Source organism: Flammeovirga pacifica, from assembly GCF_000807855.2.
Classification (GTDB): domain Bacteria; phylum Bacteroidota; class Bacteroidia; order Cytophagales; family Flammeovirgaceae; genus Flammeovirga; species Flammeovirga pacifica.
The window spans coordinates 2,185,350-2,197,609 of sequence record NZ_JRYR02000001.1 but is presented as its reverse complement, the minus strand read 5'-3'; the positions used below and the strand labels follow the sequence as shown (position 1 = coordinate 2,197,609).

Below are 12,260 nucleotides of genomic sequence, written 5' to 3'. Positions count from 1 at the left end.
TGCGATGATATTGTCATACAAAGTAAACTAAAATAGAAACCCCAACACTTCCAATTTTGATCTGACCACTGCTTAAGTGTAAATAGTCCTTTTGTTTATATGATTTCAAGTCAATATCTTAAGCTATTAATTCACTCACCTTCTACAATAGATATAGAATAAAGGTGGATTTAATAACTCTTTATTGAAGGAAACATCAAAAAAACTAACATAACTAAAGACTATTCTCATGATATTGACATCTGTGTTACAAGGCTTGCCATTTGCTGATCGACTTCAAATCGATGAACTTGAAAAATTATCTGCACTTGCAGAAGTAATCAACTTTCATGACGGAGATGTGATTACGGAACAGTTTTCCACTTCTGATAAATATTTTTTATTGCTCGAAGGTACTGTTGCTTATCAGTTAAATGTAGGCGACCAAAGAGGAGCTTTAGAAGTTGGGAAAAGTAAGGATAAATGGACGCCAATTGGATGGTCCGGCTTTAGAGAACCTTATCGGTATGCTACTACAGGAATAGCTGTAGGTAAAACAAAAGTGATCGCATGGAAAAATAAAGAGCTAAGACAGCTTTTTAATGAATTTCCTAAAATAGGACTACATGTTTTGTCTTCGAGTTTATTATTGAGTACTAATTTACTAAGCAATGCACGTGAAGCATGGATGCGAGGAGCAGTAGCGGTAAGTGCCAACGATTTCCAACATAAAAATAGTTACACTTCTTTTCAGGATAAGGGACCTCAGCAATCTTATTTAGAGTTTTTACGTCAAAGTTCTTTTTTTAACCCTTTTGCTGATTGGCATTTAGCGAAGTTGTCAAAAATAAGTGTGACGAATAAATATGAAGCAGGAACAATTCTGTTGTCTAAAGATCAGAAGGCAGACAAGTTTATGATATTAAAGTCTGGAAAAGTGGCTTTGAATTTTATCACAAATGATAAGAAAATCTTTACTTCTGATATTTTACAAGAAACAGGACAGGTAATACTTTGGAGTGCTGCAAGTTTTGATGCTGTACCTAATGCCATGGAACTAGTAGTTTTAGAACCCATTGAGGTAGTAGAACTTAATAGAATAGATTTATTGGTATTGTATGAAGAGTTTCCTCATTTAGGAATGATGTTTATGTACCGTCTTTTGTGGTTACTGGGTAGTGCTTTGAAAGCAATAAGAGCACAAGTAATTACTCAGACTTTTGATAGAGAATTTCTTACCATACAAACCATGATAGAACAAGCTGGTGCGCAGATAAGTGTTTGTTCTGATTTATATAAAATCCCTGTTTTTTTATCAGAAAAAGTAACCCAAGGGGAAGCTTTTGATTTAATAGATTTGTTATCTGAAAAAGGTGATGCGACAGAAAAGAATTTAGCCCATCTATTTAGAAAAATAACCATGCCGTTACGACGTGAGTATTTATTTATGGAAGGGTTAAAACAAATGACACATCACGTGATAAAAGCGGGTGAGAACAAATCTTCAAGAGAACTAAGAAATGAGTGTGCACAACTTTTTGAAAGAGCCGTTTCTTATGTGGATATCAAAATAAATGGCTTGGAAAATATCCCTAAAGATGCAGGGAATATTTTTATTTATAATCACTTATTAAATCATCCTTATTATACCTTACCTAATAATTTTCAGATCACTTTAGATTCTCATTTTATCTCGATGTTATTGTATAAATATTACAAAGATTCGGGATTGAGAGTGGTAAGAATAGGTAAAGGTCCGGAGTATGGACATCAGGATTATTATAACAAATTGGGGCATTTGGGTGTTTTTACACAGGATTCGGATACTAAAAATCAATCACCTGAAGAAAAGAGAATGTTGAGAAATGCATTTTTTGAAGAAGCAGGGAATAAATTAAAAGAAGGGACTAACCTCATATTAAGCCCGGAAGGTACAAGTAGAGAAACCCAGCAATCTCCTGTAGATTTTAAACCAGGTGCTTTTTTGATCGCCAATCATTCCAATATAGATCCTTTGATAGTACCTGTTGCTATTGCGTTTTTTGATAAACGAATAAGTAAAACTCAGTTAGGAGTAGTAGTGAAAAAACCGTTTCGTTTATCAGAGGTATTGGATAAAAATAAACCATTTAAAGACGAATTGAGAGCATTTTTAACACGCTACTCAAAACAATATAGATCTTATGTACAAGAGGCTATTGCCTTAGCAGAAAATTAATAGAATGACGTTAGAAGAAATTCAATTTTACAAAGAAGAAGGGTTACCAGAACTAACCAACAACATAAAAAATCAACCTTCAATAGAACAGCCTTATGTATTTTATGGGAGTTCTTCTTTCAGGTTGTGGACTTCAGTAAGGGAAGATCTTAAACAGCCAAATATCTTAAATATGGGTTTTGGTGGATCGACATTAGAAGCTTGTGCTTATTATTTTAAGGACCTTTTTAATGAAATAGCTTCACCTAAAAAGATATTTATTTATGCCGGAGATAATGATTTAGGTGGAGGTAAAAAGGCGGAAGATATCCTTTATTATTATAAAAGCTTATATCAACAAATTAGAGCAAAATATGGTTTGACTCTCCCAATAGTTTATGTGTCTATAAAACCTAGTCCAAGTAAGGATGGTATCCAACAAGAAATTGAGAAATCGAATCAATTGGTTTTTGATGAAATAAAAAAGAACGAATCTGTGACTTACATCGACATTTATCAACTTATGTTAGATAAAAATGGAAAGAGTAGACCAGATCTGTTTGAAGAGGATATGTTACATATGAGACCTGAAGGGTATTCTATTTGGAGAGAGGCCTTAGAAGAAGAAGTACATCCATAATAATTATGATCAATAGTCTATTTCATTTAAGGTGGACTTTGAAAAGATTTTTTTATTGATGTAAAAAAATTGCCTCAACACTAAACTTTTTGTGTTGAGGCAATTTTTTTGTGAAACTCAGATTAATAATGTTTTACTCGGTTTCTTACTTCGTCTTTTTTACCATTATTGAAGACTTTGTGATAAGCCCCCGTAATATATCCAGTGACTCTTCTAAGAGTAATAATATCTTTCGACTCACATTTATTACACTTGAGGTCATCGAATAAACCTTCGTGATCACAGTTTAAACAACGATCTCTTTGGATATTCGTAGCAAAATAATATACCCCTTGTTCCATTGCACCTTCGATGAGGTTCTTGTATAAATGAGGTGTTTTTGATATTTCCGACCTTAATTCAACATAAGTGATAGAGCCACCCGAACAATACTTATGATAAGGAGCTTCTAAGGCTATTTTATCCACATAATTGATATCGTGCCATACAGGAACATGGAAAGAATTAGTAATGAATTCTTTATCAAATACTCCAGGAACTCTGCCGTATTGATCTTGATTTTTCTTGGCAAATGTATGACACAAACTTTCTGCAGGAGTTGCATAAAGTGAAATATTGAGTCGTCTTCTATCACTTTCTTTAGAACAGAAATGATGAAGGTCTTTGATAAGATCTAAAGCCTTTTGCTGAGATTTTTCACATTCTCCATGATGCTTTCCTTCCAATATCATTAAAGCTTCAGCAATACCAATAAAGCCTAAAGCAAGTGTGCCGCTGTAAAGAATATCACCAATTTTAGCTTTTTCATTGTAAGGTTGGTCGTGTTTCCATATTTTATTTTTGTACATAAATGGAGCGGCACCCATCAATTGTTTTCTTTGCCAACGTAAACGGGCTTCCATCATATCGATGCCAGTAAATGCCATCTCTTTCACTAGAACAGTAAATTCTTCCCATGAATTGGATTCCATTGCATACTTAGGAAGATTCATGGTTACAGGAGAAAGGTTTCCTCTACCAGATTTCCCATTATATCCATGAAGATTTTTACCTAAACGAGTACGGCAGCCCATAGTGGCAGGGATTAAATCGGGAACAATTTTACCGTTTTCGTCTAAAATATCATATACTTCCTCGTGGGTATTGACATAATTTGGATACACTCTTTTAATAGAGCATTCGTTGGCTAGTTTAAAAAGATCTTCGTTGACAATTTTTCCTTCTTCTTTTCTGTATTGCCAGATTTGAATAGGGAAAATAGGAGTCGTTTTTTGTTCACCAATACCATCGAGAGTAGCTTCTATCAAGCTCTCAATAAATAAACGTCCTTCTTTAGAAGTATCGCATCCGTAATTAATAGATACAAAAGGAAGTTGATTTCCTGCTCTAGATTCTAAATGATTAAGGTTATGAAGAAAGGCCTCACAAGCTTGTTTTGTCTCATCTTTTGTTTGGTTCCAAGCAAAGGTATCAGGATCAGGGACATTGAATTTAATGGCCGTTTCCATGTGCTTATAAAAACTCATTTTAATGAATTTAGCCATATGGAAATCGAAGGCGTTAATTGCAATACCACCAAATTGAGCATTACTCTGACATTGTAAAACTACTGCGGCTACCTGAAGTGCGGAACGAATACTTCTAGGTGGGCGCATTGTCCCGTTGGTTGTATGAATCGATTTACTAAGAATATCTCCAATATCAATAAACATACAGTTCTGCATCCCTACAGCATAAGAGCTGAAATCGTGAATGTAAATCCAACCTTCTTCATGCATCTTTAAATGTTTTTCAGGAAGAAGGTATGCTTTTGTATATTCTTTAGAAATTTCTCCCGACATACGGGTGAGTTTAGCTGTAAAAACACCTTCGGGCATATTGGCGTTTTCATTTTCAACATTTGTTAGATTAATTGCCTCGTTAGCAAATTTCAACAATCTACTGTCTTGTTGGGTAGTGACCATGTCTTTTGATTTTTATTTATACAAAACACAAGGCGCATTTGTAGGAAGTGCAGCAACGATGATCATAACTTCGATTATCGCTGAAAACTTAGACTTTAACTCGAAGTCGGTGGTTTCATTTGCTTGGTAGGTCTTCTGACTTGACTCTTAAAAATTGTCCTTCTCACTTATCACTTGATAGATAAATTATCAAGAAAGAAAGCAATGGAGTCTCAATTTTTATCACTTAAAATAGTGGAGCATTAATGTAAACATATAGCCCATTTTTTAAGTGAAATAATGAGTGTGATACAGCTACGAGTATAGTTCTAGATTCTCACTAGATTCCCTGTTATTCCATTTTGGCACCATGCACTTCTAATTTGCATGATGTGAAATTGAAAAGCATTGATGACAATCATCTTCTTTTCATTTGGATAATACAAGGTGCTTGAAATGAGTTTTTTATGTGTTTTTTTTAATAAAAAAAGTAGAATCAAATCCTAAGATTTAATTCTACTTTTTGGTTTATTCTAATATCAATACTATAAGAATAGTATATAAGTTGTATCTATTTATTCTCATCAAATGAAGACGAATAAAAAATACAAGTTTATTACATGTTTCAATTAATCAAAAACAGTGTACTTAGAACCGTTTTTCACTATTTTAAAAGATTTTACTTCTAAGTATGAATCACCTGCTAGGAAATATCCGTCTTTAGTGTAAGCTGCTTTTGAAATAGAGTTTCCTTTAACGAATACAGTATAGTCTGTTCTATCTGAAGTATCATAACCACTTTTAATTTTGATAGTGTATTCACCATCTTTTAAGTTTTTAGAAAGTGTTAATGGATATTCAGCCCAATCTGAAATTACTTCTTCAGAAAATTCATTGCTAGAAATTTCGTCATCTTCATGATAAATAACAACTCTAAGGTGCTCTTCATCGATAGATTCTGAGTAAGATAAGTCTCCAGTTTTCCATTCAGCATAAATTTTCACACCGTCAACGTCAGAGAAAGTTGCTACACCTTCTAAATCTTCTTCGTCGCTATCGAAACAAGAAGTAAATACTAGAGGCAAAGCCAATAAAAAAATAAATAGTTTGAAGTTTTTCATTTTGAAAAAAAATATAAATTAAAAAAAATAGTTTGTTAATTCTTTATTATTGTACAATAGAAGCTTGGTATTTCTCAACTCTAGCAGCTCTACCACCAATTTGCTTTTTGTACTCATCAATAAAGCTTTTCTTAGAATAAGAGTCAGCTAATTGTAACATTTCAGTTGCTTTTTCGAAATCATTTTGGAAAAATGCAAGAATACCAATGTTAGCAGCAATGTAAGCACCTACTTTTTTGTTGTAAAGTGCTTTTTTGTTCTTGAAGTCAACTTTTTCTAATAAAGCAGAAAATTCTTCAATTACTTTAGCAGCAGCGTCATTGTATGCTTTTCCACAAGTACCTCTTTCAGCAACAACAAGATTCAGTGCATTTACCATTTTGGTAGATATAGCATTTAACTCATCGTAATTTTTCTTTTTCGTAGTTTTTACGAAGGCAACAGGAACATTAAATTCTTTATTAAGAAAAGCGTAGTTCTTTGTTAAAAAAGACTGAATTACACCAGTGTTTGCACTAAATTCACTTTCTCTAATACCTTTTAGGTATTCTGATTTCTTTGCTTTGTACCACTCGTATCTTTCTGATGTTGTTTTAAATCTTTGAGTAGTTTTCTTTTTGTAATCATTTGAGTTGTTTGCATATCCAGATGAAACTGTTTCTCCTTTTAGAGTAATTTCATAGTAGATAGGCATTTTGAATTCAACATCGTAAACGTAATATTTAACCTTTACTTTTTCCTCACCTCTTTTTTCTTCTACTTCAACTGTTCTTGATTCAAAATTTCTATTATAGAAGTTTGAAGAACGTACATACACTTTTAAGTCATTCGCATCTTCTGATAATTCAAAACCAGGAATAGAAGCAACACTTTTAAGTCTACTTTCTACAGTACTTCTACTACTACCATCCGCAATAGAAGAAGGTAATTGAACTCTTCTTGAGTAAGTAGTGATGTTAGATGGAACAGGGTTAGAAGGCAATGCAATATACTTCACCTTCACTTTTTCCTTTTGAAGATTTTGAGCAAAGGACATAGAAGTTATGAATAACAAAGCGACCAAGCTGAGTAATCTAGTTTTCATTATGAATATATTATTAGTGAAAAATCAGTGCTAACAAGAAAGTCAAAAAAGTTAGCACAGTAGTTTATGTTTAAAAAAAATTTACAATAATTTGTATATGTCTGTTTTATGTTTGCTTTTTTTAAGAGCGTCACAAATTAAAAAAATGTATTTTTTTGTTGCAAACATTTAATACAATATTTCTATAAAAAATAAATATATTTATATTGGAAATGTTAATTTGTAATGTTATGGCTCATATATCTTAGTTTAAGACAGTTTTTATAGTTCAGTTTTTGGTAGGAATGAGTCATTTTCTTTTTAATAAACGAAATGTTAAATAAATCCAACTAATTAGACAGTAATACAAAGACATTTAAAGCCTAACTAATACTTATTTTGAATAAATAAAGGTCATCTCATGCATGAATGAGACAACCCTTATTAATAAATTATACTTTTTCAATAAATAATTCCCTAGCTTTTTTTGTGGCGCTAACCATTGCTTCAAGAGCAGTTTTTGTTTCTGCCCAACCTCTAGTTTTTAGTCCACAATCTGGATTAACCCATAATTGTTCTAAAGGTATTTTAATTTTAGCTTTGTTGATAAAGTCCAACATATCATAAATTGAAGGAACATTAGGGGAATGAATGTCATAAATACCTGGCCCAATTTCATTAGGATATTTAAAGTCTGAAAAGGCATTTAGTAAGTGTAGTTGAGAACGAGAACACTCAATAGTGATCACATCAGCATCCATAGCCGCGATAGACTTGATGATATCATTGAATTTTGAATAGCACATATGAGTATGAACCTGTGTTTCATCTTTTACTCCACAACTTGCAATTTTAAAAGCGTTTACTGCCCATTGTAAATAACCTTTCCAATCCGATTTTCTAAGTGGAAGCCCTTCTCTAAAGGCAGGTTCATCAATTTGTATCACCTTTAATCCAGCTTCTTCTAAATCAGTAACCTCATCACGAATAGCTAAACTTATTTGTTGGCAAGTGTGTTCTCGGGGTTGATCATCTCGTACAAAAGACCATTGGAGTATAGTTACAGGTCCAGTTAACATCCCTTTTACAGGTTTTTTTGTTAGGCTTTGAGCGTAAGCACTCTCTTTCACAGTCATCGCTTTTCCCCTATGAACGTCACCATAAATAATTGGAGGTTTTACGTATCTAGAACCAAAACTTTGTACCCATCCATGACTTGTAAATGTAAATCCATCTAATTGTTCACCAAAGAATTCTACCATATCATTTCTTTCAAATTCACCATGAACTAAAACATCCATATCAATAGCTTCTTGAAAACGGATAGATTCTTTTATTTCATTTTGGATATAATTAGAATACTGTTCTTCTGTGAGTTTTTTTCTTTTATATAAGCTTCTATTTTTTCTAACTTCTTTCGTTTGAGGTAGAGAACCGATACTTGTAGTAGGAAGTAAAGGCAATTGCAAAGCAATAGATTGCTTAATTTTTCTAACCTTGAAATCATTTGTTCTTTGTGTATCATCATTAGTAAGATTTTGAACTCTATTTTTTACGCTAGAGTTATTCACTAATTCTGATGAAACTCTTGATTGAATGTCAATTTGATTACGAATATATAAGGGATGTTGGGAGGCCTCTTTTTCTGAAGCTAATAGTTTTAATTCATTAAGCTCTTCAATTTTTTGATGAGCAAAACTTAGCCAAGGTTTAACCTCAGGATGTATTTTTGAATGTTCATCTTCTAAATTTATATCAATAGGACTATGGAGTAGGGAACAAGAAGGCGAGAGGATAAGGCGGTCTTTCCCTAATGTATGCACTACTTTATTGATGATCTCCAATGATTTTTTGTAGTCATTTTTCCAAACATTTCTTCCATCAATAATACCTAAGGATAAATGTATGTCGTTGTTCAGTTTTGGATGATTTAAAATATCATTGATTTGTTCACCACATCGAACTAAATCTAAGTGTAAGGTATGAATGGGGAGTTGAAGCACTGTGTCCAAATTTGCTCCATAACAATCGAAATAATTTCCTAAAGTAATTTGTAATTGAGGAAAATCGGTAGTTAACTTCTGATAGACTTTTTGAATACAAGTTTGTATCAAAGGGTTTTCATCTAACGCAAGACAAGGTTCATCAAATTGTATTTTTGTAGCTCCCTCATCAATTAGTTTTTGAATGATTTGTGTATAAATAGGAAGAAGTGAATCGATAAGGTCTAAACGATGGAAACCCTTATCAATTTCTTTTCCTATCCAAAGAAAGGTTACAGGTCCCACAATATTAGGCAGAGTATTAAAGCCATTTTCTTTTGCTTCTTTATATTCTTCCACAATTTTAATCGTTTTACCCAAGCTAAACGATGTATTAGTGTAAAGTTCTGGTACAATAAAATGATAATTAGTGTCAAACCATTTTGTCATTTCCATGGCTTTTACATCTGAGATTTCATTTTGAAAGCCTCTAGCTAGAGCAAAATACAATTCTAGATCTGATAAGTTTTCTTGTTTTTGAAGGTTTTTGAACCTCTTTGGTAAACAATTGAATGTATAAATCAAATCAAGAATCTGATCATAAAAAGAAAAGTCGTTAGAGGGAATATCATCTAAAATCGATTGAGCTTGCCAGTTTTTCTTTCTGATATCTCTGCTTATTTGTAGTAGCTTTTCAGCTTCAATTTCTTTTGACCAAAACTGTTCAAGTGCTTTTTTTAGTTCTCTTTTAGCTCCAATTCTTGGGAACCCGAAGTTTCTAGTTTTCATAGAGTAAATAGTTAAAAGTTCTCTGCAAAGATATGTTGAGTAGAAAATTTACTAGGTATGATTTTATTTATTTGGATTATAAAACTTCAATAAGTAATGTTGTTAGTTAATTATTCTATTTACTGGTTGGTTTAAATAGATTATCAGAAAATATTTCTTTAGAAAAATGGATCAGATCGATAAAAAAATCTTGAGGTTACTTCAAGAGGATGGCAACATGACAACAAAAGAAATTGCAAAACGCATTCACCTTTCAAATACTCCTGTATATGAACGGATCAAAAAGATGGAAAGGGAAAGGATAATTAAGAAATATGTGGCTATTCTTGATAGAGAAAAATTAGATAGAGATTTAATTGTGTTTTGTAATGTCACCTTAAAGGAGCACTCAAAGATTGTTGGTCATCAATTTGTGAATGACATTACAGCTTTAGAGGAGGTGGTAGAATGCTATAACATTTCTGGAGATTATGATTTTCTACTAAAAGTGATGGTAAAAGATATGAAAGCTTATCAAGATTTTGTTTTGAACAGGTTGGGAGAGGTAGAAAATATTGGAAGTGCTCACAGTACTTTTGTCATGGGAGAAATTAAGCAGAGTTATCAAATACCCATTGATAGATAATTGATCATATCTATAAAAACAAAACCCACGAATGTATCATGGGTTTAATGTTTAAGTTATTGAATAATAGAAGCTCTAAACTTTTCTAGTTTCTCGTTCCTACTTTTTATTTTACTTTTATATTCTTCAATATTAACATCCTTGACTTGATGCACCTGAGCGTATTTTAAACATTCATAAGAGGTATTAAAATCATTAAGCCAATAGGATAGCATTCCTATGTTTGTTACAATATAGGCACTTACTTCTCTGTTGTATAGTGCTTTCTTATCATTAAAATCTACATTTTTTAGTAAGGTTTTGAATTGAGCGATCACTTGTTTGGCTTTAAAATCAAAATCAGCTCCTGAATGTCCTTTTTTTGCTTCTATTAGTTCTAAAGCAGCTTTCATCTCCTTACAAATAGTATTGTAGTCTGTATAATTTCTTTTTTTAGTGGATTCTAAATGTAAAATAGGTGCATACGTTGTAATTGTTCTATAAGCATAATTAGTCTCAAGAAAGTCTTGAATTTCATTACAATGTCTTTCAAATTCTTTTTTTCTTAATGTATTAATAAAGTCTTCACTGTATTCTTTTTTCCAAATTTCTCTTTCTGCTGCCGATCTAAGAAGAGGGGTAGACACCGAAACATAGTGATTTGAGTTTTTTAAGTACCCCGATCGTATTTTTTTTCCTTGAATGATTACCTGGAAAAATACGGGCATTTTATAAGAAAGCTCATAATTATAATAGTTGAACTTCATTTGTTTGCCTTCTATGACTTTTATTTTTTCGCTTATTTTTTCTTTAAACTCATGATGTTTAAAATTATGTACTTCAACTTCAATATGAAAATGAAGTGCTGTAGGATCTTCTTTAAACCCTGCGATAGAGGTCACCTCATTTAATCTTTTTTCTACATATTCTTTTTTACTTCCATCATAAAAGGATTTTGGAAGCGTAATTTTCTTCGAATACGATTTGATCGTAGAAGGTAGAGGATTTTCAGGTAAATGGATGTAATTAATTTTTACATTTTCTTTTTGTATATCCTGAGAATAACCAACGATAGAACAAAATAATAGTAAAGAGAGTACAATGATACTTTGTGTTGTTAATTTCATTTCATTAAAAAGTTAAATAGTTGTTTTTTGCCCATAAAGGGGAGAAATAGATATATGTTTTGATGATTAGTCTGCCAAAAATTGAAAAGAGAAAAGGGTAATGTTAGTTTCAAATGTTTGATCATCAGTTGGTAAGATAAAATTTATTTTTTAAAATTCAACTAATTATGTTTTGTGAAGTATCAAAAAAAAGCCTGAATTATAATATTTATATTATAATTCAGGCTTAGTGAGAAGATCAACTTATAAGTTAGTTGATAGGAATAATTGTATTACTTGTTAAAGTAATTAGGATTTTGCTGTAAAAAAACCTCTGCGTCTTCTGTCGACATTTTAAATTTTTCCATCAGCTTTTCCATATCAGCTGTTACTATTTTTTTAGGAGCTGCTTTTCTTCTACCAGCAGTAGCTTTTTTCTTGTTCTCTTTGTTTTTTTTCTCTCTAGCTACTGATGCTTCTACTTCTGAAGTGACTACAGATCCACTTCCTCCACATCGAACTAAGTGAGAAACAAATTCAGCATCAGGTATTCTACCTTTACATCTAGGACAAGTTCTTGTTGACATATATATGAAATGATTTTTTATATGATGAGTGAATGCAAATATATAGTATAAAACGTCGTAGATAAAGAACTTTCTCAAACTCTTTAGAAACGTTCAATAAATAGATGCATATGTACAATATCATTTATCATTTTGATGAGATAATTCTGCTTTTATTTCTTCTACATTTCTCGGAACAATATTTTACCTCATCCCAAACTGTTTTCCATTTTTTTCTCCAAGAAAAATCTCTTCCGCAAACCATACATG

At 32.0% G+C, this 12,260-nt stretch carries 10 protein-coding genes and 1 riboswitch; of the genes, 3 read left to right on the top strand and 7 right to left on the bottom strand.

Annotated elements, in window-relative coordinates:
• The first annotated feature begins 229 nt into the window (after positions 1-229).
• A complete protein-coding gene (locus NH26_RS08740; RefSeq protein ID WP_044221719.1) occupies positions 230-2,197 on the top strand; it encodes a 1-acyl-sn-glycerol-3-phosphate acyltransferase in 1,968 nt (655 codons plus the stop codon).
• A gap of 4 nt (positions 2,198-2,201) precedes the next feature.
• Entirely contained in the window at positions 2,202-2,816 is a 615-nt protein-coding gene (locus NH26_RS08735) for a GDSL-type esterase/lipase family protein (protein WP_052431934.1), read from the top strand.
• 122 nt (positions 2,817-2,938) lie between these two features.
• Here the strand turns inward: NH26_RS08735 and nrdD are convergent, their stop codons facing one another.
• The 4 genes from nrdD to metE form a co-directional block, all read right to left on the bottom strand.
• A complete protein-coding gene (gene nrdD, locus NH26_RS08730; protein WP_044221721.1) occupies positions 2,939-4,780 on the bottom strand; it encodes an anaerobic ribonucleoside-triphosphate reductase in 1,842 nt (613 codons plus the stop codon).
• A 108-nt stretch (positions 4,781-4,888) separates the two neighbouring features.
• Positions 4,889-5,147, bottom strand: a riboswitch (cobalamin riboswitch).
• Between the two features lie 241 nt (positions 5,148-5,388).
• Entirely contained in the window at positions 5,389-5,880 is a 492-nt protein-coding gene (locus tag NH26_RS08725) for a hypothetical protein (protein ID WP_044221724.1), read from the bottom strand.
• A 46-nt stretch (positions 5,881-5,926) separates the two neighbouring features.
• Positions 5,927-6,964 carry a hypothetical protein gene (locus NH26_RS08720; protein WP_139262948.1) on the bottom strand — a complete coding sequence of 346 codons (1,038 nt, stop codon included), beginning with the start codon at positions 6,962-6,964 and terminating at the stop codon, positions 5,927-5,929.
• A gap of 431 nt (positions 6,965-7,395) precedes the next feature.
• Entirely contained in the window at positions 7,396-9,714 is a 2,319-nt protein-coding gene (gene metE / locus NH26_RS08715; protein WP_044221730.1) for a 5-methyltetrahydropteroyltriglutamate--homocysteine S-methyltransferase, read from the bottom strand.
• 166 nt (positions 9,715-9,880) lie between these two features.
• Here metE and NH26_RS08710 point away from each other — a divergent pair, with 166 nt between their 5' ends.
• Complete coding sequence (locus NH26_RS08710) at positions 9,881-10,339, top strand: Lrp/AsnC family transcriptional regulator (RefSeq protein WP_044221733.1); 459 nt, start codon at positions 9,881-9,883, stop codon at positions 10,337-10,339.
• A gap of 56 nt (positions 10,340-10,395) precedes the next feature.
• Here NH26_RS08710 and NH26_RS08705 read toward each other — a convergent pair whose 3' ends face one another.
• From NH26_RS08705 to NH26_RS25035, 3 genes are all read right to left on the bottom strand, one after another.
• Positions 10,396-11,445, bottom strand: a complete 1,050-nt coding sequence (locus NH26_RS08705) for a hypothetical protein (protein WP_044221738.1) — start codon at positions 11,443-11,445, stop codon at positions 10,396-10,398.
• A gap of 272 nt (positions 11,446-11,717) precedes the next feature.
• On the bottom strand, positions 11,718-12,011 hold the full coding sequence (locus tag NH26_RS08700) for a hypothetical protein (RefSeq protein ID WP_044221741.1): 294 nt from the start codon (positions 12,009-12,011) through the stop codon (positions 11,718-11,720).
• A 127-nt stretch (positions 12,012-12,138) separates the two neighbouring features.
• The gene (locus NH26_RS25035; RefSeq protein WP_242427349.1) at positions 12,139-12,255 is read right to left on the bottom strand and encodes a DUF2256 domain-containing protein; all 117 of its coding nucleotides are present in this window, start codon (positions 12,253-12,255) and stop codon (positions 12,139-12,141) included.
• Positions 12,256-12,260 lie beyond the last annotated feature (5 nt).

What these genes read in the sequence shown, in the direction of transcription:
- nrdD (WP_044221721.1), bottom strand. Translation starts at nt 4,780, where the DNA reads ATGGTCACTACCCAACAAGACAGTAGATTGTTGAAATTTGCTAACGAG.
- NH26_RS08735 (WP_052431934.1), top strand. Translation starts at nt 2,202, where the DNA reads ATGACGTTAGAAGAAATTCAATTTTACAAAGAAGAAGGGTTACCAGAA.
- metE (WP_044221730.1), bottom strand. Translation starts at nt 9,714, where the DNA reads ATGAAAACTAGAAACTTCGGGTTCCCAAGAATTGGAGCTAAAAGAGAA.
- NH26_RS08720 (WP_139262948.1), bottom strand. Translation starts at nt 6,964, where the DNA reads ATGAAAACTAGATTACTCAGCTTGGTCGCTTTGTTATTCATAACTTCT.
- NH26_RS08705 (WP_044221738.1), bottom strand. Translation starts at nt 11,445, where the DNA reads ATGAAATTAACAACACAAAGTATCATTGTACTCTCTTTACTATTATTT.
- NH26_RS08740 (WP_044221719.1), top strand. Translation starts at nt 230, where the DNA reads ATGATATTGACATCTGTGTTACAAGGCTTGCCATTTGCTGATCGACTT.
- NH26_RS08725 (WP_044221724.1), bottom strand. Translation starts at nt 5,880, where the DNA reads ATGAAAAACTTCAAACTATTTATTTTTTTATTGGCTTTGCCTCTAGTA.
- NH26_RS25035 (WP_242427349.1), bottom strand. Translation starts at nt 12,255, where the DNA reads ATGGTTTGCGGAAGAGATTTTTCTTGGAGAAAAAAATGGAAAACAGTT.
- NH26_RS08710 (WP_044221733.1), top strand. Translation starts at nt 9,881, where the DNA reads ATGGATCAGATCGATAAAAAAATCTTGAGGTTACTTCAAGAGGATGGC.
- NH26_RS08700 (WP_044221741.1), bottom strand. Translation starts at nt 12,011, where the DNA reads ATGTCAACAAGAACTTGTCCTAGATGTAAAGGTAGAATACCTGATGCT.